The 20,902-nt window shown below is 37.6% G+C and carries 20 protein-coding genes, 1 riboswitch and 1 other annotated feature; of the genes, 14 read left to right on the forward strand and 6 right to left on the reverse strand.

Features of this window, described 5'->3' with window-relative positions; genetic code table 11:
- Window positions 1–71: 71 nt before the first annotated feature.
- The 4 genes from galT to BM211_RS17560 all read right to left on the reverse strand — a co-directional run bounded on the left by galT (window position 72) and on the right by BM211_RS17560 (window position 5,356).
- Window positions 72–1,601 carry a UDP-glucose--hexose-1-phosphate uridylyltransferase gene (gene galT, locus BM211_RS17545; RefSeq protein WP_081904984.1) on the reverse strand — a complete coding sequence of 510 codons (1,530 nt, stop codon included), beginning with the start codon at window positions 1,599–1,601 and terminating at the stop codon, window positions 72–74.
- Window positions 1,598–2,767, reverse strand: coding sequence for a galactokinase (locus BM211_RS17550; RefSeq protein WP_090998746.1), 1,170 nt, complete (start codon window positions 2,765–2,767; stop codon window positions 1,598–1,600). The genes galT and BM211_RS17550 overlap by 4 nt, the downstream gene beginning before the upstream one ends.
- An 88-nt stretch (window positions 2,768–2,855) precedes the next feature.
- Window positions 2,856–3,887, reverse strand: coding sequence for a galactose-1-epimerase (locus tag BM211_RS17555; RefSeq protein WP_090998748.1), 1,032 nt, complete (start codon window positions 3,885–3,887; stop codon window positions 2,856–2,858).
- 20 nt (window positions 3,888–3,907) lie between these two features.
- Window positions 3,908–5,356: a glycoside-pentoside-hexuronide (GPH):cation symporter gene (locus BM211_RS17560; protein ID WP_090998749.1), complete on the reverse strand. Its 1,449-nt coding sequence runs from the start codon at window positions 5,354–5,356 to the stop codon at window positions 3,908–3,910.
- A gap of 243 nt (window positions 5,357–5,599) precedes the next feature.
- On the opposite strand from BM211_RS17560, the gene BM211_RS17565 reads away from it, so the two are divergent.
- The 11 genes from BM211_RS17565 to BM211_RS17615 all read left to right on the forward strand — a co-directional run bounded on the left by BM211_RS17565 (window position 5,600) and on the right by BM211_RS17615 (window position 14,970).
- The gene (locus BM211_RS17565; RefSeq protein WP_035437650.1) at window positions 5,600–6,505 is read left to right on the forward strand and encodes an AraC family transcriptional regulator; all 906 of its coding nucleotides are present in this window, start codon (window positions 5,600–5,602) and stop codon (window positions 6,503–6,505) included.
- Window positions 6,506–6,555: 50 nt separating this feature from the next.
- Window positions 6,556–6,658: riboswitch (TPP riboswitch) on the forward strand.
- A 106-nt stretch (window positions 6,659–6,764) separates the two neighbouring features.
- The gene (locus tag BM211_RS17570) at window positions 6,765–7,085 is read left to right on the forward strand and encodes an MTH1187 family thiamine-binding protein (protein WP_035437648.1); all 321 of its coding nucleotides are present in this window, start codon (window positions 6,765–6,767) and stop codon (window positions 7,083–7,085) included.
- Window positions 7,033–7,833 (forward strand): ABC transporter permease, encoded by an 801-nt coding sequence (locus BM211_RS17575; protein ID WP_035437647.1) that lies wholly within the window; start codon window positions 7,033–7,035, stop codon window positions 7,831–7,833. Before BM211_RS17570 ends, BM211_RS17575 begins: the two co-directional genes overlap by 53 nt.
- On the forward strand, window positions 7,830–8,822 hold the full coding sequence (locus tag BM211_RS17580) for an ABC transporter substrate-binding protein (protein WP_035437645.1): 993 nt from the start codon (window positions 7,830–7,832) through the stop codon (window positions 8,820–8,822). The genes BM211_RS17575 and BM211_RS17580 overlap by 4 nt, the downstream gene beginning before the upstream one ends.
- Window positions 8,819–9,568 carry an ABC transporter ATP-binding protein gene (locus tag BM211_RS17585; RefSeq protein ID WP_035437644.1) on the forward strand — a complete coding sequence of 250 codons (750 nt, stop codon included), beginning with the start codon at window positions 8,819–8,821 and terminating at the stop codon, window positions 9,566–9,568. Before BM211_RS17580 ends, BM211_RS17585 begins: the two co-directional genes overlap by 4 nt.
- A gap of 412 nt (window positions 9,569–9,980) precedes the next feature.
- Entirely contained in the window at window positions 9,981–11,519 is a 1,539-nt protein-coding gene (locus BM211_RS17590) for an ABC-F family ATP-binding cassette domain-containing protein (RefSeq protein WP_090998751.1), read from the forward strand.
- 156 nt (window positions 11,520–11,675) lie between these two features.
- Window positions 11,676–12,047 carry a DnaJ family domain-containing protein gene (locus tag BM211_RS17595; RefSeq protein WP_035437642.1) on the forward strand — a complete coding sequence of 124 codons (372 nt, stop codon included), beginning with the start codon at window positions 11,676–11,678 and terminating at the stop codon, window positions 12,045–12,047.
- 200 nt (window positions 12,048–12,247) lie between these two features.
- A complete protein-coding gene (locus BM211_RS17600; RefSeq protein ID WP_177206960.1) occupies window positions 12,248–12,496 on the forward strand; it encodes a hypothetical protein in 249 nt (82 codons plus the stop codon).
- A 406-nt stretch (window positions 12,497–12,902) separates the two neighbouring features.
- Entirely contained in the window at window positions 12,903–13,046 is a 144-nt protein-coding gene (locus tag BM211_RS17605) for a hypothetical protein (protein WP_035437640.1), read from the forward strand.
- A gap of 79 nt (window positions 13,047–13,125) precedes the next feature.
- Entirely contained in the window at window positions 13,126–13,710 is a 585-nt protein-coding gene (locus tag BM211_RS17610) for a TetR/AcrR family transcriptional regulator (protein WP_035437638.1), read from the forward strand.
- Between the two features lie 63 nt (window positions 13,711–13,773).
- Window positions 13,774–14,970 carry an MFS transporter gene (locus BM211_RS17615; RefSeq protein ID WP_090998753.1) on the forward strand — a complete coding sequence of 399 codons (1,197 nt, stop codon included), beginning with the start codon at window positions 13,774–13,776 and terminating at the stop codon, window positions 14,968–14,970.
- A 240-nt stretch (window positions 14,971–15,210) separates the two neighbouring features.
- Here BM211_RS17615 and BM211_RS17620 read toward each other — a convergent pair whose 3' ends face one another.
- Window positions 15,211–16,497, reverse strand: coding sequence for an MFS transporter (locus BM211_RS17620; RefSeq protein WP_090998755.1), 1,287 nt, complete (start codon window positions 16,495–16,497; stop codon window positions 15,211–15,213).
- Between the two features lie 96 nt (window positions 16,498–16,593).
- The gene (locus tag BM211_RS17625; protein ID WP_035437632.1) at window positions 16,594–17,907 is read right to left on the reverse strand and encodes an alkaline phosphatase family protein; all 1,314 of its coding nucleotides are present in this window, start codon (window positions 17,905–17,907) and stop codon (window positions 16,594–16,596) included.
- Window positions 17,908–18,038: 131 nt separating this feature from the next.
- On the opposite strand from BM211_RS17625, the gene BM211_RS17630 reads away from it, so the two are divergent.
- From BM211_RS17630 to BM211_RS17640, 3 genes are all read left to right on the forward strand, one after another.
- Window positions 18,039–18,314 (forward strand): YesK-like family protein, encoded by a 276-nt coding sequence (locus tag BM211_RS17630; RefSeq protein ID WP_090998757.1) that lies wholly within the window; start codon window positions 18,039–18,041, stop codon window positions 18,312–18,314.
- A 104-nt stretch (window positions 18,315–18,418) separates the two neighbouring features.
- Window positions 18,419–18,623: a binding site (T-box leader), on the forward strand.
- A 44-nt stretch (window positions 18,624–18,667) separates the two neighbouring features.
- Entirely contained in the window at window positions 18,668–20,098 is a 1,431-nt protein-coding gene (gene proS / locus BM211_RS17635) for a proline--tRNA ligase (RefSeq protein ID WP_090998761.1), read from the forward strand.
- Between the two features lie 249 nt (window positions 20,099–20,347).
- On the forward strand, window positions 20,348–20,902 hold a 555-nt coding region (locus BM211_RS17640), incomplete at its 3' end, for an SH3 domain-containing protein (RefSeq protein WP_177206961.1).

The following is a 20,902-nucleotide window of genomic DNA, read 5'->3' on the forward strand; positions in this document are numbered from 1 at the left end:
TAGAAATATATTTTGGTTTCTAACCAAGAACTTCCTTGGCCTTCAAACTTGATGCAATTAACGCATCTGAATCATCTGGTTGAGGCGCATCGATTCGTGCTTTGTAATTCTTTGATAAAGCGATCAAACCCTGCCTTGCCATCTTTATTCATCTTATAGACACCAGCATCTTCTAAGACACGTTCAAATTTTTGGGCAACTTCAGTTTGAAGAAATCTTTGGATGGTCTCTTCTGTATAGCCGCCCTTGGCTTTTAATTCATCTGCCCATTTTTTATGGATTTCAGGAACAGTGGCTTCCTTATCTAATAAGTACAGTTCAACTTCATGGAGCTCCTCAATCAAACGTGGAGGGAGAATCGCAAGGCCCATGACTTCAATAAGCCCGATATTTTCTTTCTTAATATGCTGTACATCTGGATGTGGGTGAAAAATTCCATCAGGGTATTCCTCACTCACATTATTATCACGCAGGACAAGATCAATTTCATACTTTTCTTCATGGCGCCGCACAATTGGTGTAATCGTATGATGATTTATGCCATCTTTTGATTCTGCACGAATTTGTAAAGATTCATCTGAATAGTTCTTCCAACTTTCATGGATATAGGCGCTGGCATGAATTAGTTCTTCTTTGTTTAAAGAAGAGAGGCGAATTACACTCATTGGCCAGTTGACAATACCGCAAGAAATATTCGGGTAGTCAGATAGTTCGAATGTTTTAAGAACTTTAGCCTTTGCCATTGGAAAGTTATGGCGTCCAGATTGATAGTGATCATGACTTAGAATCGATCCTCCTACAATAGGTAAATCGGCATTTGAACCAATGAAATAGTGTGGCATGATTTCTACAAAACTGAGTAAACGAGAGAATGCCTCACGAGAAATTTTCATTGGCCGATGCTTCTTAGATAATACGATGGAGTGTTCGTTAAAGTATGCATATGGTGAATATTGAAAACCCCATTCTTCTCCATCTAGCTTGAGGTCAATGATTCGGTGATTGCTTCTGCCTGGATGGTTTAAGCGACCGAAATATCCTTCATTTTCAATACAAAGCAAACATTTTGGATAATTGCCCCTCGGTGCATTTTTAGCCGCCATGATCTCTTTTGGATCTTTCTCTGGTTTGGACAAATTAATAGTAATCTCAAGTTCACCATATTTTGATTCTGCTAAATAATGAATATTTTTTGCAATCGCACAGGTCTTTATATAATCATTTCGTTTACTTAGTTCAAAGAAATAATCCGTTGCTTGTTCGGGGCTTTTGCGATATGCCTTCAGGAAATTTGCATTGACCTTGGAGGGAAGTGGGGTAATTACATTCATTAAAAGCGCTTCGAACATATCATGATTGGCCCCGTGTTTAGAGATCATAAGATTTTCCGTCGCTTTATCCATAAGCGTATCCAACAGCATATGTGGGTCTGTTTCAACTCCGCTGGTAATCTCTCCCATTTCCGATTCGCCAATCAAACGTAATAGCTGATTGTGCATATAAATTCGGTCACTTTCCTCAATGGCTCCATTCTCAATTGCAAGTGTAGTAAAATCGTAAATTGCTTGACATGTGTTCATCGTTTCCACCTCACTCATCATCCAATCACTGTAGTTCCACTACCAATGTGTGCTACATAAAAGATAGGTGCATATCCCACAACTTTGATATATTCATCATAAACATTGTTTTTAAAAGTGTTGGTTTCACTCTCTTTTACTAATGCGATGGCGCATCCCCCAAATCCTGCTCCAGTCATCCGGGCTCCAAGTGCACCCTTTTGTTTTTGCGCAGCGGCCACCAATGTATCTAATTCAAGTCCGGTTACTTCATAATCATCTCTTAAAGATGCATGAGAAGCATTTAATAGCTTTCCGAACTCTTCTAAATCACCTGCAGTAAGAGCTGCTTTGGCTTTTTTTGTACGTTCATTTTCGTAAACTGCATGCTTCGCGCGTTTCATTAGGATTTCATCCCCAATAAGACTTTGATTTGCATCAAATTCTGTTTTGCTTAGTTCTCCAAGCGCATGAATCTCTAGCTTCGTTTGAAGACGTGCGAGTGCTTCTTCACATTCAGCACGGCGCTCATTATATTTTGAATCTGCTAGTTCACGACGTTTATTCGTATTCATAATTACAATAGCATAGTCGTCCAAAACAACTGGAACCATTTCATACTCTAACGTATTGGTATCAAGGAGAATCGCTTTGTCTTCCTCACCAAATCCAATAGCAAATTGATCCATAATACCAGAATTTACACCAATGAATTCATTTTCAACTTTTTTACCCATTTTCACTAATTCAAGTCGCGTTACGTCTAAGTTAAACAAGTCTTCTAATACTACGCCTACAAGTAATTCAAGTGAAGCACTACTGGAAAGTCCCGCTCCATTTGGAATCGTTCCTTCAACTAATAACTCAAAACCACAATCTATTTTATGACCTGCTTCTTTCAGTGTTAAGATAACTCCTTTTATATAATTTGCCCAATTCGCATGTTTATCGTAATCTAGTTCATTCAATGTGAAACTTATTACTCCAAGTTCTTCAAAGTTCGTTGAGTAAACGAATACTCTATCATCCTCACGACGTCTAGCTACTCCGTAAGTTCCATAAGTAATAGAAGCGGGGAATACATAGCCACCATTGTAGTCTGTATGTTCTCCAATTAAGTTGATACGTCCTGGAGAAAAGTATTGAGTTGTTTCTTGAACGCCAAATACCTCAGCAAATTTTAAAACTAGCTCACGTTTCTTTTCCATAAGTATAAGCCTCCCTTTTGCATTCATTTCAAATAAATTCTGATAGCAGTACATATTTCATATTTAAAGAGACTATCCGAAATGACTCTCAAATAATATGAAATTCTGTCATCGTATAATAAGTTGAATCTGCTCTAAGAACGATATCCCCAAAATCGGGATACTGTTCAGCACCCGGAGAAACCTGTGTTTCAAAGGTAATTCCGCCATGGTTTGCAAGTTGCTTTTCATGCATGAGAGGGGTATTCTCACCAAAATTTGCCGTAAAGATGACGACGCTTGGTTCTTTTGTGGCTATTTCAATAGTAACCACTTCATCCGGGCTAATGAGTTTCACTGAACGATTTGATAGTTCAGGTCGGTTCAAGAAAAATGGGTGATCAATTCCATCCACTAATTCTTTTTGATCAAAAGTACTATTGAAGGTTTCCTTAAGTTTAACTGGCTTTCGAAAATCAAACGCAGTTCCTTCTACAGGCAACTTTTCACCAATTGGAATACTTTTAGGGTCAAGTGGTGCAAATCTATCACTATCCACCCATAATGTGTGTTCATTTACAGGCTGCGTTACATCACCAGTTAAGTTGAAGTACACGTGATTTGTTGGATTAAACAAAGTATCTTTGTCACTTGTCGCCCTAGTTTCTACTTTCCAAACATTCGTGTTTGTTAACGTGTAACGTATCTCAACATCAAGATTCCCCGGAAAACCATTTTCACCATCTGGACTCACCGTGTGAAATATGACTGAAGCCTCATCATTATTATCGATAACTTGATATTGCCACTTTTTACTTTCGAATCCTGGGGTACCGCCATGTAAGGTGTTGCCGGTTGTCTCATCAATTTGTACTTTATAGATATCCTTATCAATTTGAAAAGTTCCATTTTGAATTCGTCCAGCTACTCGTCCAATTGAGGCACCAATATATAAATCTTTTTCAAAATATTCCTTTGCTGTATCAAAACCAAGCACGAGCTCACGTAGACCATTCGTTGTCGGTACCTTTAAACTCGTAATGCGAGCACCTAAATCTGAAACAGTTAATTGCAAGCCGTTCAGATTGTTAATCGTGATCATCGTATAACCTGCACCGAAATCTTTTGTTGTAATATTCATTTTGACTCTCCTCTACTCCTTTATTTAGAATGAGCAAGTGCAGCACCTTCAGTTGCTTCCTCGCCATGATTTAGCTTTGCTTCTAGTTCTTTGACGATTTGAGCATGTTTTTTCTCAGTTAATGTAATCTTCCATACGAAAATGATAGCAGAGAAAATCATGAGTGCTGCTGGGAGGTAGAACGCATACAGATGAAACGTTGAAATACCGTCTGCAGTAATGTCTGCTGCTGTGGCATTGCCAGTCATCCCAGAAGCAACAGCTACAAACCCAACGATTCCGTTTGATAAAGCTCCGGCAATTTTATCGAGTAATGGACGAATTGATAAAGTCACAGCTTCGTTTCGGGTACCATTTTTCCATTGTCCATATTCAACTGAGTCGGTAATAGTCATCAAAGCTGAAAGAAAAATGAGCTGCTGAGGGAAGTAGAAGAGCACCAATCCCACAATAACCATTGGTAGACTTGTACCAGCTAAGCCAAAACATACGTATGCCAAAAGCATCATTACAATCCCGCCAATATAGACAAAACGTCTTGAAATTAATTTCGTGAGCGTTGGGAAAAGTGGAACGGCAATTAAGCCTAATACAGCTGCAATTAATCCCACAATCCAGAACTCACCTGAATTTCCTAGAATATATTTGAAGAAGTAGAATAACACAGCAGTAGTTGCAACATTGGCAATCGCATATGCAATATATGAAAGTGCTAACCACATCAACTGATCGTTTTTAGCGATGGCTTTGAAAATATCTTTAATGCCTGCCTTTTCTTGTTGTTGACGAATTACGCTATCATTTTCTTTTGTACCAAGTGCTGTAATAATTGCTGTTCCACCAGAAATAACAGCAGCAATCACGCCAAACCAAAACCAACCAGAAGCCCCCTGAGAATGTTCACCAGTCATCAAGAAAGTAAAGAACGTAACGATTGGTACAACTGCTAGTGTAGTCCCATTTGCCCCAAGTGATGATCCAAGTCGCGCAAATGTTGCCAATTTTTCTCGTTCCTTAGTTTCAGTGCTTAACGCTGGAATCATCGACCAAAAAGCAATGTCCTTAAATGAATAAAAACTATCGAGCAAGATATAAACAATTGCAAATAAAATGATGAACAGTGTAGTATTATGAATTGCAAGACCGAAGAAATTAGTAAATATACATACAAGAAGGATAGAACTAACTAAACCACCAATGACTAACCAAGGCTTAAATTTCCCGAATCTCGTTTTTGTGTTGTCAATTATTCCTCCAATAATCGGATCAAAAATAATTTCTACCAATCGGATTACTACGACTAAACTCGTAATAATTCCAATCATTTTTGCAGTCGTTGCTTTATCAGCTCCAGTGAACATCGCACTCGTAACAAAGACCATAAAATAGGTGCTCAAAGTTACATAAAATATGTCATGACCAAATGCACCTAAGGCATAGGAAACACGTTGTTTTAATTGTCCATTCATTTTTATTCCCCTCTTTTTGAAAAAAAATTTTAACAACAATTAAGAAAGCGCTTGCAAAGTTAAGTGTAAAAAACTAACGAACTCCATTCATGTCCTTTCGGTGGTTTTCTTTTTCATGTATAGTTTAACAAGAAAACGCTTTCCGTTTTATATCGTTTTGTGACCTTGATTTAACCTTTTGTTGCATTTCTTCCTTCAAAAGGCAGCTTAGGTTATAGTAATCACGAAGAGGGGGAGAAGCTCATGGAACAAGCAATCTTTATTAAAAAAGAACAGCATCACTTCTCAGGCGAACTTTATTTTGATTTTTGTGGTTTTTCAAAAACACTGCCTTTTCATACTTTTGGACCAGCTGTACGTAACAGCTACATTATTCATGTCGTGTTGGATGGAAAAGGAACGTACTATATAAAAGATGAAAAATATTCATTGCAGAAAGGAAATATTTTTCTCATTCCTCCAGGGGAGTCGACCTTTTATCGCTCGGATGGAGAAGAACCATGGTTATACGCGTGGCTGTCATTTGGCGGGAAGGTCGCAGAGGAAATTATTCATTATTCGAGTTTTAAAGAAGATAACTACTCTGTTACCGCAACTAACATTCAACAATATTCGGATATTATCTTGGAGTGTATGAATTACTCCCAGGGTACATTAGAAGATGAATTAAAGTTGAATGAGCTGACCTATCGTTTTTTAAGATTATTACTTACAGATGGCGGCGAATTCTCACCATCTGTAAAACAAAAATTTTCACGACTCGCGATTGAAGCGATGACATATATTGGAGAACACTATGTAGAGGAAATTACAGTAAGTGATGTGGCAAATCATCTTGCGGTCAATCGAAGCCATCTTTCGCGGGTCTTTCACAGTCATTTCGGGATGAGCATGAAGGACTGGCTTTTAAGGGTGCGCATTAATCACGCAGCGTATTTACTTTCAATGACAAATGAATCGGTAGAAAACATTTCTTATCAGGTGGGTTTTCGCAGTTTAGTAGTCTTTAGCCGCATATTTAAAAAAGTGACTGGAGAAACACCTACGCATTATCGAAAACGTATGTCGAAAGAGAATTTCCAAACAATCTCTTTATCAAGCTTGAAGTTCTTACTTGATGAACAAGAAATTATTTCACGGGCCACTTAGGAAAAATAAATTTGTTTGTTCATAAAAATAATCCATGCTACAATGAAAACGAATTGAAACAGGGGAGCCTATGTGGCTGAGAGGATGTAACAATACATCGACCCTTAACCTGATCTGGATAATGCCAGCGTAGGGAGTTGTATCAAGAATCGTAGCAATTGTTATTCTATGATAACTTGTATATAAAGCTTTCCTGCTTTGCGGCAGGAAAGCTTTTTCTTTTTGTATGAAATTTATTTAATATGGGGAGGAATTTAGTATGTCACAGCAAGTTACAGTTTCATTTTCAGTTGTACCACAAGCGAAGCATAAAGATGTATATGCGGTTGTAGATAAAGCGATTGAAGTTGTTCAGCAGTCAGGTGTGCGCTATGAAGTTGGCGCGATGGAAACGACAATGGAAGGGGATTTAAACGAGCTTCTTGATATTATTAAACGTGCGCAGCAAGCTTGCATCGATGATGGGGCAGAAGAAGTGGTTACTTCTATTAAAATCCATTATCGCCCAAGCACAGGCGTAACGATTGATGAAAAAGTATGGAAGTATCGTGAAGAATATGAAAAAACAGAAGAAATCTAATATAGCAATTACGACAATTTGGCTGTTCCTTCTCATCGCAATATGGGAAGGAGCAGTTTCGATATTCCATATTGAACCGTGGATTTTGCCGAAGCCGTCTGCAATTGTACATGAACTTATCGACATGAAAGATTTACTACTTCCCAATACAGTGCAGACTTTGCAAGAAGTACTTATCGGGTTATTTTTTGCCATTATACTTGGAACGAGCATTGCAATTATTATGGATGTGATTCCGTTATTCCGTGTGTTAATCAATCCGCTATTAGTAATTTCACAAACAGTTCCGATTGTTGTACTTGCACCTTTATTTATTATTTGGTTTGGCTACGGAATGCTGCCAAAAGTAATGGTTGTTATTCTCGTATGCTTCTTTCCCGTTACACTTAGTATTTTAGAAGGTTTTCAAACGGTAGATCAATCCATGCTAAAGCTGCTGCAAACCATGAGGGCAAGTAAGTGGCAAGTCTATCAAAAAGTAAAATTTCCAGCAGTATTGCCATACTTTTTTTCGGGATTAAAAATTGCTGTTACATATAGCGTAATGGGAGCCATTATTGGGGAATGGCTTGGTGCAAGTGAAGGTCTAGGTGTTATGCTGACAAGGGCAACAAAATCCTTTTTAACAGCTCGTGTGTTTGGAATTGCTGCTGTTATTGTCTGCGTGACGCTACTGTTGTATTTTATTGTTGAATTTATGGCAAGACTAACAGCACCGTGGGTTTACAGAAAGGATGGGAGAAAATGAAAAAAGGGTTAAAAGTGTTATTAGCAGCTTCGTTATTATTTACATTTGCAGGCTGCTCAGCAGGCAAGAAAGAAGAAAGTAAAGAGAAAAAAGTAACAGTAGTATTGGATTGGTTTCCAAATACAAATCATACTGGTTTATATGTAGCAAAGACGAAAGAGTATTATAAAAAACAAGGGTTAGATGTAGAAATTATTCAGCCAGGTGAAAATACGTCTGCTGAACAAATGGTAGCATCAGGTAAAGCTGATTTTGGTGTAAGTTATCAAGAGAACGTAACAACAGCAAGGGTTGAAGATATTCCAGTTGTATCAATTGGTGCGGTTATTCAACATAATACATCTGCATTTGCATCTTTAAAAAAGGATAACATCACATCTCCAAAAGCATTTGAAGGAAAACGATATGGCGGTTGGGGAGCACCGGCTGAAGAAGCGACATTAAAAACAGTTATGGATAAGCATCAAGCAGACTATAATAAAGTGCAAAAAGTTGTGCTTGGACAAACAGATTTCTTTAAATCGATTGGCCGTGATGCTGATTTTGAGTGGATCTATTATGGCTGGGATGGTATTGAAGCGAAGAGAAAAGGCATTGAGCTGAACACGATTATGTTAAAAGATTTAAATCCAGCATTAGATTATTATAGTCCTGTTATTATTACTAGTGAAAAACATGTAAAACAAGATAAAGACTTTGTGAAGAAGTTTATGAACGCAACAACAGATGGCTATAACTTTGCAATTAAAGAACCGAAAGAAGCAGCGGATATTTTAATTAAAAATGTACCGGACATTAATAAAGAGCTTGTACAAGAAAGCCAAAAATGGTTAAGTACGAAATATCAAGATGATGCGAAAGCGTGGGGAGTACAGAAGGAAGAAGTATGGACGAATTATATGAATTTCTTATATGACAATAAAGTCATTAAAAAGAAAATTGATGTGAAAGCGGCCTTTACGAACGAATTCCTTCCGAATGAAAAATGAGCGGACTACAAGTAAAAGACGTTACGAAAACATTTGATGAGAAAACAGTGCTAGAGCATATGAACGTTGTGGTTCAAGAGGGTGAATTCGTTTCTTTTGTTGGACCAAGTGGTTGCGGAAAAAGTACGTTATTAAACATTATAGCTGGCATTGAACAAGCAAATGATGGAGATGTGATTTACGAAAACCAATCCGTTATGAATCGAAACATTGTGAGCTATATGCCGCAGCAAGATCTCTTGCTTCCATGGCGTTCAGCCCTTCATAATATTGTATTACCGTTAGAAATTGAAGGACAATCGAAAAGAAAGCGATTAGAAATTGGTATGGAAGCATTACGGCAATTTGGACTTGATGAATATGCAGATCATTATCCAGACGCGTTATCAGGTGGAATGCGGCAACGTGTTAGCTTCTTACGGACGTATTTATGTGATAAACCGATTATGCTTCTTGATGAACCCTTTGGAAAACTAGATGCATTTACAAAAATGGAAGTGCATAGCTGGTTATTAGAGTCATGGCAAAAAGGGAAACAAACGATCATAATGGTTACGCATGACCTAGACGAAGCGATTTTGTTATCAGATCGCGTCTTCATTCTGTCACAGCAACCTTCAACAATTGTCGGCGAAGTGAAAGTGAACTTGCCGCGCCCTAGAACGATGGACATGTTAACGTCAGAAGAATTAAAAGAAGATAAAACAGAGATATTGAAAATACTAGCTCCTTATATGAGGAAATAAAGCATTACCCCTTAACGGTTTTTGATACTATTAACTGTTAAGTGGTTTTTTGTTAGATTCTAAGCAGGAATTTTAACAAATTTGCAGAATTTAGCATATGATAGAATAAATGTATGATTTTTGTTTATTCTATATACAAATAATAATTTCTAAAGAGGTGAAAGGATAAGATGACTTTATCAACTGTTCTTCAAATGGTTTTGGCTTGATAAGGGAGTAGTCTGCCCATTTTTTGAGTAAAAGCCAACCGAAAGACAGTAGATAAAGAACCTTATTCCTTTTTTACGATAATAATTTGTAATGGATAAGGTGTGTTTACCTTATCCATTTTTACGTTTAGCGAATTGAATATTGTTTTTTTGTACTGTTCTCTCGTTTGGCTTTAGATGTAAAGCGAAAAGGAGAGAGTAAAATGAGTATGTTATCAGTTGAAAATCTTACCCATATGTATGGGGATAAAATAATCTTTCAAAATATTGGTTTTCGATTACTTCGAGGTGAGCATGTTGGTCTTGTAGGGAGCAACGGAGCGGGAAAATCAACGTTACTGCGTATATTAGCAGGAGAGTTACTTCCTGATAAGGGAGCGATTGAATGGTTTCCTCAGATGAAGATCGGTTTTTTACAGCAACATATAGATTTGCAGGCTGGCACAACGATTATGCAGTATTTACAAAGTGCCTTTGCTCACTTGTATGATATCGAGAATAAGATGCTGCAAATCGCAGAGAAAATGGCAACATGTGATAACCTGGAACAATTGTTAGTGAAATACGGAGAATTACAAAGTGTACTTGAGCATTCTGATTTTTATCATGTTGAGGAAAAAATCGAAATGATTGCTACGGGATTAGGAATTTTAGAACTTGGTATGGATCGCGATGTGGCACAACTAAGCGGCGGCCAACGCACAAAACTGTTATTAGGAAAATTATTATTAGAAGAGCCGCACGTTTTATTACTCGATGAACCAACAAACTATCTTGATAACGTGCATATTGAATGGCTTATGGGTTATTTGAAACATTATGAACACGCTTATATTGTCGTTTCGCATGATGAAAGGTTTTTAAATGAAATTACGAATGTCATTTATCATTTAGAACATAAAGGACTGAAACGCTATATCGGCAATTATCAATCATTCATAACAAACTATGAGCAACATAAACAGCAATTACAAGTCGCGTATGATAGGCAACAAAAAGAGATGGAAAGACTAAAGAACTTTATTCAAAAGAATAAAATTCGTAAAGCGAAACAAGCAAAGAGCCGTGAGAAAGTATTAGCAAAAATAAATCAAATCGGAAAACCAACTTCTGCACTGCAACCGCGCTTTATGTTTCAGGTGCACTTGGATCCAGTTAGCCGAATTTTAGAGACTAAAGATATGCAGATTGGTTATAAAGAGCCTTTATTCAGCCCCATTGATTTACAAATAAAGCGCGGTGAAAAAATTGCAATCGTCGGCTATAACGGGATTGGGAAAACAACAATGTTAAAAACAATGCTTGGGTATTTGCAGCCGTTAAGTGGCACGGTGCAAATAGGAGAGCGAGTAAACCCGGCGTATTTTGCACAAGAGGAATTTGCTACGGAGCAAACACCGCTTGAGGAAGTATGGTCACTGCGGCCAGATATGACGCAAAAACAAATTCGGCAATCATTAGCAAGATGCGGCTTAACAGAAGAGCACATTTTACAGCCGCTTTGTTCTTTAAGCGGCGGAGAACAAACGAAAGTACGTTTATGTGAGTTAATGTTAACAGAAAGTAATGTACTTGTTTTAGATGAACCGACGAATCATTTAGATGTTCGGGCAAAAGAAGCACTGAAGCAAGCTCTTATGGAATATGAAGGCACAGTGCTACTCGTTTCTCATGAACCAGATTTTTATGAAGAATGGGTGACGCAGGTTTGGATTGTGCAGGACTGGTGCAACCGCACTTAATAGTGAGGAAAGTGTTTCTTGTTAGTTGAACCAATCGGGCTTTTACAGGCAGTTATACCCCCACCTATCTTCTTTGCTTCTCTTCCAATCTTGAGGTGGGGGTCTTACTGCCCGTTAATGCGGGATAAACTGTAAATAAGGGGAGGGGGTGGTGTTATGGATATTTTTTCGATTCTTGCGGAGGAACGTATTCGGCAAGCGCTGAAAAATGGTGAATTTGAAGACCTGCCAGGGAAAGGGAAACCTCTTGAGTTAGAAGATTTATCGATGATCCCAGAAGAACTTCGCATGAGTTACAAAATTTTAAAAAATGCTGGTATGATCCCTGAAGAAATGCAGTTACAAAAAGAGATGTTAAAAATAGAAGATCTAATTGCTTGTTGTCATGATGAGGAAGAGAGACAACAATTACAAGAAGAATTAACGGCGAAATCACTTCGTTTTCAACAACTGATCGAAGAGCGAAAAATGAAAGGAACAGCTTCATTTGGTATATACCGCGATAAGATATTTCGAAAACTTTTGTAAGGAAGATCGTATGATTTTGAAGTAAATAAGAGAGAACGATTGTTATCTGTACAATTATCTCGAAAATCATCCTAATTTAGGTAAAAATGTAATTTTATTAAAGGATATGAAGAGAGTTTTGTCGAAATATTTAGTTGTGACTGCTTTCCCTGAAAAATATAAATTGCACTCTAGTTGAGGAGTGAAAGGGGGATTTTAGGATGGAAATGGAAATGATAGTAGGCGTTATGTTTTTTATTTTACTGTTTGCAATTATTGTAAAAGTAAGTGCATCGAGCGGAAGAAAAAAGGGACGAAAACGATACAATTCCGATTCAACGGATAGTACAGGATATAGTGCACCAATATTTTTTGCAGACTCTAGTGACAGCTCAGGAGATTGTGGAAGTTCTTTTGGCGGAGATGGTGGCAGTTGTGGCGGTGGAGATGGCGGCGGAGGTGGAGATTAACACAGAAATGCGCCTGAAGTGGCGCATTTTTTATTGTTTTGAAATTTAAACAAACGTTTGATTAGTTGGGGGGAAGCCTTGGAAAATGTATTAAACAAACGTTTGATTAGTTGAGGGGAAGGCTTGTGAAATCTATTAAACAAACGTTTGATTAATGGGAGAAAAGCGCTATTAGAAACTGAAAGATAGGCATAAAAAGCTCTTTTTTTAAGGGGGGCGAGAGCATCTGGCTGTGCATGGAAACGGTCAGTTCCTTTTCCTGCCACGTGCAAGATTTAAAACAGAGGGAACAAGCAAGTAGCTGGCATGCTGTATTCTACATAGCAGCGACTTATGTGTTGGAAAATCAAAATATATTCATATAAATAAACACCTGATTAATAAAGAGATAAAGAGGGAATATGGAATGGAAAAAAAGCCGAAATTGAAAAACAAAGGGAAAATGATTGCATTTGCTGTAGTGGGGGGTGGGTTTGTTTTATTTAAGATTGCGTTAAAACTTTGGAAAGTGTATGCGATTCATAACTGGATTGATAAGATGTTTTCATAAATAAGGAAATTTCCTCTTGTAAGAAAGAGGAAATTTTTGTTAAAATTAGACTGAACGGTCGGTTTAGTGAGGTGCAATAATGAGAAAGAGTGCTGAAGAAATTAAAAGAGAAATTGCTTATAAAGCAAAAGAGCTATTTTCAAAAACAGGGTATGCAGCAACATCTATGGAAGACATTTGTGAAGTTACTGAGCGGAGTAAGGGCAGTATTTATTATCACTTTAAAAGTAAAGAAGAATTGTTTTTATTTGTAGTGAAGCAGCATACGTACGATTGGCTGGAAAAATGGGCCGAAAAAGAAAAGCAGTATCAGACAAGTACAGAAAAGCTGTATGGTCTTGCTGAATATTTTGTGGACGATGTCCAAAACCCAATTTCTAGTACAATTGAGGAATTTTTAACGAGTCAAGTTGTAAGGAAAGATATAATGGATGAAATGATTGCCTTAACTCGTGAAACGTATGGGATTTTCAAGAAGCTAGTCGAAGAAGGAATGGCATCAGGTGAATTTCGCCAAGATGATGTAAATGATCTCATGTACGTTGTGAACGGTCTATTAGCTGGACTTGGTCCACTATATTATGAAATGAATGTAGAAGAAATGAAACGGATTTATAAGAAAGCAATTGATGTTTTATTACAGGGAATGGCAGCTGGATCGTAATGTCAGCGCTTTTCTTTTGAAACTAATTAGACTGAACGGTCGGTTTAGAAAAGAGGAGATACGATGAATGCTTTGTTAAAAAATCGAGTGTTTCTGCTTGTAATTGCTTCTGATATTTTACAACAATTTGCGATTTGGATCCGAAATATGGCGCTTTTGTTTTTTGTTATGGAACAGACAAATAATGATCCCGTTTCTGTTTCTATATTGTCTGTCATGGAATATGCTCCTATATTTATCTTTTCGTTTGTTGGAGGTGCCTTGGCTGATCGGTGGAATCCAAAGCGCACAATGATTACAGGGGATATATTAAGTGCACTATCTATCGTTATGATTGTATCATTGTTAAATGTTGGGTATTGGCAAGCGTTATTTGCTGCAACATTTGTGTCAGCAGTCGTCAGCCAATTTTCACAGCCAGCAACTTCGCGCGTTTTTAAACATCATGTCGAAGAGGAACATGTTAGTGCAGCCATTGCAATATCTCAAAGTTTACAAGCATTATTCCTTATCTTTGGTCCAGTTGTCGGAACATTTGTATATACGCAGCTCGGTTTATCCGTATCATTGTACAGCTTAATCATTCTTTTTGCTTTATCAGCCCTTTGTCTTTCATTGCTGCCAAGGTGGGAGAAAGCGGTAGAGATGACGCAATCTTCATTATGGAATGATATAAAAGAAGGTTGGTTGTATGTGTTACGTTCGAATCCTCTGCTAATGTTGACTGCTGCTTTTTCAATCATTGGTTTAGCATCGGGGTTAGTACAACCGCTTGAAATCTTTCTCGTTGTGGAGCGGTTAGGAATGGAGAAAGAAGCTGTCCAATATTTAACTGCAGCTGATGGCATTGGAATGTTAATTGGGGGCGGCATAGCAGCTATGGTTGCTACAAAAGTAAAGCAGAAACATTTGCTCGTTTTTGGGATGCTCGTTTTAGCCGTCTCATTTGTTGTAGAAGGATTTTCGACTTCGTTTTGGATTACAGTGTGCATGCGTTTTATAACAGGAATTTGTTTAGCTTGTGTAAATATCGTAATCGGAACGTTTATGATTCAACTTGTAGATGAAAACATGATTGGCCGGGTAAACGGAACGGTATTACCGCTATTTATGAGTACATTGTTAATCGGTGTTTCACTAGGAGGAGTATTGAAGGAGACAACTTCGCTCGTAATCGTATTTAGTATAGCGGCAGTATTAGGTTTAGCAGCTGTTTTACCGATACTTCGAATGAAAATGACACAAAAACAAGAAGGATAAAAGATAAAAACGGAGCTGACTTGGAAAAGGACGAATGTCAGCTCCTTTTCGGGCATTTAGAATGTTGAACATTGTCGGATCGTCTTTAAATCGTGTCGAATCGCCGATATATCGAAAAAATCGCCGATATATTGCAAAAAACGGTCGATATATTTGAAAAATCGCCGATATATCAGTGTACATATAATAAGGAGCTGGTTCAAAAGACATTTACATCTCTTTTGAGTCAGCTCCGTTTCATTATAACGTCTCTGGTTTTTGAGAAGGCTCTGTTACAGAAGTCGAAGAACTTTCTGGTACACGTGTTAATAGAAATCCGCCGATTATAAATAGTACGATAATACTTAACACACCAGCGTTTGTTTTACCAGTTAACTGCGTTGTGACACCGACGAGAACCGGACCCATAATGGCTGCGAATTTACCAAATATGTTATAAAAGCCGAAGAATTCGTTTGCGGATTCTTTCGGAATAAGCTTTGCAAAATAGGAGCGGCTTAACGCTTGAATACCACCTTGTGAAGTAGCAACGAGCATCGCTAAAATCCAGAAATCTAACGTTGTTTTTATGAAGTAAGCGTACGTACAAATAATAATATAAATAATAATACCAACATATAGCATTTTCTTTCCGGTAAATGTTTCAGATAACTTGCCATATAATAGTGCAAATGGACAGGCGACAATTTGTGTAACGAATAAAATAATGATTAAATTTGTTGCGCTAATGCCAAGGTCTGTTCCATATGCTGTTGACATTGTAATGATTGTGTCGACTCCATCAATATAGAAGAAATAAGCAAGGAGGAAGAAAAAAACGGTTCGATATTGACGGATATTTTTAAATGTATAAGCAAGACGTTTAAAGCTTGTCACAACAGGATTTGGATCACGTTCGATAAAATAGTGTTGTTCAACATTTTTTAACATAGGGATTGTAAAGAGTCCCCACCAAAGCGCTGTAATTGCGAATGAAATTTGGCTTGTCACGCCGACTGATAGTGGGATGACACCTTTTTGTGAAAGAATAATAAGAGCCATGCAGCCGATAAATGGAATCGTGCTCCCGATATAGCCAAGAGCAAAGCCGCGCGTTGAAATACGGTTCATTCGGTCCTCTGTCGTCACATCTATTAAAAACGCATCGTAAAAAATATTGGCTCCTGCAAATCCAATTAAAGCAAACATATAACAGCCAAGTAAAAGAATCCACTGCGAAGTTGGTACTGCTGCCAACATCCCTGTAAAAGTAATGCCTAATAGGAAAAAGAATGTGAAGAACCGTTTCTTAAATCCTTTATAATCAGCAATTGTACCGAGAATGGGAGCAAGTATAGACACCATAAGTGTCGCAAAGGAATTGGCATACCCCCAATATGCAGTTGATGTTGTACCTGCAAGTCCAGCTTCTTTAGCGGCTGCTTTAAAGTAGATTGGAAATATAGCAGTTGTAATCACGAGTGAATATACCGAGTTTGCCCAGTCATATAATATCCAGCTTTTTTCTTGCCTGGACATTTTTTTCATATACGTTCCTCCTCTAACTAATGTAATGTTATTGTACATAAAGACGTACGTAAAAAAGAGAAACTAACTGAATATTTACATATTTTTTACGGAACTTTACAATTCTAATAAATCTTCAATAACTTTCCCGTCTGTTTCACCAAGGTGTAACCCAAGTAATCTTGCAATTGTAGGACCTTCATCAATCAGTCGCATGTGCGGAATAACCGCGCCTTGACGAATTCCCTTACCAGCTGCCATGAAAATCGTTTCATAATTTGGTTTTGACGGGGAATAGCCGTGAGTACCAAACGTATATTTTTTATTAGATGTTACATCTTTTCTTGTAATCTCTCTTATAAAGTCTCCAGTATGATTTTCTAAAAAGTAATAGCCTTCTCTTGCTTCTAGCATAAAGAGGCAATTTCCGTCGGCTCCTAAATCTTTTGCTTCCTCATCGGTTAATAGAAATTCTATGCCGCTTTGTTTATCTTGTATGAGCTCTTGCAATAAACGGTGTAAGTCTCCAATTGTTTCTGTATCATTTTTATCTTTTACGTATATATATGCTGAGCCGTCACAGCTTTGACAATATGCTTTCCAATTTGTTACTTCCCCTTTTTGATTCACGTTAAGAAAGCCTTTTTCACGCAATAAGACGTTTAATTGAATAGCCTTATTCTCATCTAATGCGCTATGATCTCCAAGTGCAATGATTGTCGCCCTGTCATACATACCGCTTTCGCGGAGTGCATCGACAATTGCACCTAGACGCTTGTCATGGCGATGAATCGCAGCGACTGTTTCCTCAGAAGAAAATCCATGGTAATGGCGCTGCGTATCTAAGTCAGTAAAATGAACAAACATAAGATTTGGCTTTTTCGTTTGAATTGTATGTACTGCAGAAGCAAGGACAAAATCATCAAGCTCCGGTTGTGACAAACCATTTCGAATGTGACCAAAACGCTGATTTAACTCTAGTTGATACAATGGGCTCCCACTGAATAAGGAGACGAGCACTTGATTTTGCCAGGGACGATTTGGAAAAATCTCCGGCATGTTGTAGTCAATTTTTGCTCTTCCTGTTACAGGCCATAGAAGTGAAGCTGTTTTTAAGTTTGCTTTTCGCGCTTCATCATAAAGGGTTGTTCCTTGAATCGAGCGGCGGTACCAGTGCCAATCCGGTGATTCCTTCCCAGGTTGTAGCAGTGTATTGCTTACAACCCCATGCTTCGCAGGATAATTTCCTGTCACAATCGTTGTATGAGATGGGTATGTAACAGATGGATAAATACCTTCAACTTTTTCAGCGTATGCACCGCGTTCTAGTAAAGAACGAAAGTGCGGAAGGTTTTGTAATATAGGAAAATCTAAAGCTGATAAACAATCAAAAGATAAGATAATGACATGTTTTGTAGCAGGTTTGTTCATAGAATAATACCTCCAAAAGTTCTACAACTTATTTTTATACATTACTATTAATACTTGGTAATAAAAATACTGATAAAATGAAAGTTTTTTTAGAATTTTTAGTTTATAATATAATTAAGGGAGTGAAAAGAATGGAATTTTTTCTAATAAGCAGCATAATCACAATGATTCTTGTTTTTTTGATTTCGTTCACATTACGCAAAATTTTCCCAAATCGTTCGCTTGATATTACGTTCGGACTTATTATGATTATCATTTTCTTGGGTTGCATTATTTGTACGTTATTTTTCAGAGATGGATGGGAAGGCATGGCATATGGTTTTCTCTGTTTTTTTATATTAATTGGAACAGTTACTGGGATGTTACTTCATCAAATCGTGAAATTTTTTCGAAAGAAATATATGTAATACGAGTATAAAACAAAGTAAATTGAAAAGAATATATAAAAATCAAAAAATTCCCTATTGCGTTATAATTGAGTGTGTATTATGATAATCAACAAATTTATATTGTTATGACGATGAAAAAGGATTAGTACATATTCAATCTTTTCGCAGAGAGAGAATCCAGTGGCTGAGAGATTCTTAAAAGAAAATATGGAACCTACCTTTGAGTTCTGCATATGCAGCGGGATAGTCCCGTTATAAAGCAAGAGAGCATATACATGTTGTATATGAATCAGGGTGGTAACGCCGGCAAAAAGCTCGGTCCCTATTTTAGGGATGCGGGCTTTTTTTATTTTGAGAAGGAGGAAAAGAAAATGAAAAAAGAACAAGTACAAGCCATTACAAAAATGGAAGAAGATTTCGCACAGTGGTATACGGATATCGTAAAAAAAGCGGAACTTGTTGACTATTCAAGTGTAAAAGGATGTATGATTTTGCGCCCTTATGGTTACGCCCTTTGGGAAAATATTCAAAAATTAATGGATGAAAAGTTAAAAGAAACAGGTCATGAAAATGTATATATGCCAATGTTTATTCCAGAAAGTTTACTTCAAAAAGAGAAAGACCATGTAGAAGGTTTTGCGCCAGAAGTAGCGTGGGTAACGCACGGCGGGGATGAGGAATTAGCTGAGCGTCTCTGCATTCGTCCAACATCTGAAACGTTATTTTGTGAGCATTTCTCAAAAATTGTACAGTCGTACAATGATTTACCAAAGCTATATAATCAGTGGTGCTCTGTTGTCCGTTGGGAAAAAACAACACGTCCATTTTTACGCACAACTGAATTTTTATGGCAAGAAGGTCATACGATTCATGAAACAGCGGAAGAATCACAGCAAGAAACGCTTAACATCTTAAATATATATGCGTCGTTTTGTGAGGAGTATTTAGCGATTCCAGTTATAAAAGGACAGAAGACGGAAAAAGAAAAATTTGCAGGGGCAAAAGCGACGTACACAATTGAAAGCTTAATGCATGATGGAAAGGCATTACAAACGGGTACATCGCATAATTTTGGCACGAACTTCACGGAAGCGTTTGATATTAAGTTTCTCGATCGAAATGGGAAGTGGCAATATGCGCACCAAACATCTTGGGGCGTATCAACGAGAATGATCGGCGGTCTTATTATGGTGCATAGTGATGATAATGGACTTGTATTACCACCAAAGATTGCACCAACGCAGGTGATGATTGTACCAATTGCTCAGCATAAAGAGGGCGTGTTAGAAAAAGCAGCTGAATTGCAATCTCGTATTCAAAAAGTTGCGCGCGTGAAAATGGATGCAAGCAACAAAACACCAGGCTGGAAGTTTAATGAATATGAGATGAAAGGTATACCAGTTCGTTTAGAAGTAGGGCCGAAAGATATTGAAAAAAATCAAGCTGTCCTTGTACGCCGTGACACGAAAGAAAAAGAATTTGTAGCTATAAATGAATTAGAAGAACGCATTACAAAGTTACTTGAGGATATTCAGCAGTCTCTATTTGAAAAAGCAAAAACTTTGCGTGAAGAAAAAACGTATGTAGCTACTACTTTTGAAGAGATGAAGCAAGTATCAGCAGAAAAGCAAGGATTCATTAAAGCAATGTGGTGTGGAAGCCTTGAATGCGAAGAAAAGTTAAAAGAAGAAGCGGGCGTTACATCACGTTGTATGCCATTTGAACAAGAAGAATTAGCTACGCATTGTGTGTGCTGTGAGAAAGATGCGAAGCATATGGTGTATTGGGGTAAGGCGTACTAAGAATGAGAAGGAGCTGATTGATCAGCTCCTTTTTGTGCATTTAGATTATTGAACATTGCCGAATCGCCGATATATAGAAAAAGCACCGATATATTAGTCGACATATAAATCTGTATATGTACATGATCGCATGAATTCTTGACAATCCTCAAACAAGGGAAGCGATGGCAATTATGTTATAATATGAGATAAGAAAATAAGGGAAGGAAGTGACTTGGGAATATAGACATCTTTATATTCTAGTGAGCTATGAAACGAACAACAAAGCAAATAATAGCTGGTACATTTTTAGCGACGGTAGCATCTCTTACTTCTACAAATGCTTTTGCACAAGAAGAAACCACAGCTACAGTAAATGCCACAAATTTAAATATACGTCAACAACCAACAACACAAAGTAAAATTGTCGGAAAAGTGAAACAAGGAACAACTGTAAAGGTATTAGAAATACAAAAAGACTGGGCAAAAATTTCTTACGATGGTAAAGAAGGCTATGTTTCACTGCAGTTTTTAAAGATAGCAGGAGCAACGCCTACAATAGAATCGAAGCAACAACCAAGTATTAATAGCGGACAACATGAAACAGGTGTTGTAACAGCAACACGTTTGAATGTTCGTAATAATCCTGGTGTAGGTAGCACTCTTCTTGGAAGTGTTCAAAAAGGAGAGACAGTTACTATTATAGGAAAAGCAAATGGCTGGGCGAAAATTTCGTACAAAGGAAAAGAAGGCTACGTTTCGCTAGAGTTTGTGAAATTAGGGGATAAGGCAACAGAACAGATTGAGTCAGGCCCGCAAGAAACA

Origin of the sequence: Bacillus sp. 491mf (assembly GCF_900112415.1) — a bacterium.
Lineage (GTDB): Bacteria > Bacillota > Bacilli > Bacillales > Bacillaceae_G > Bacillus_A.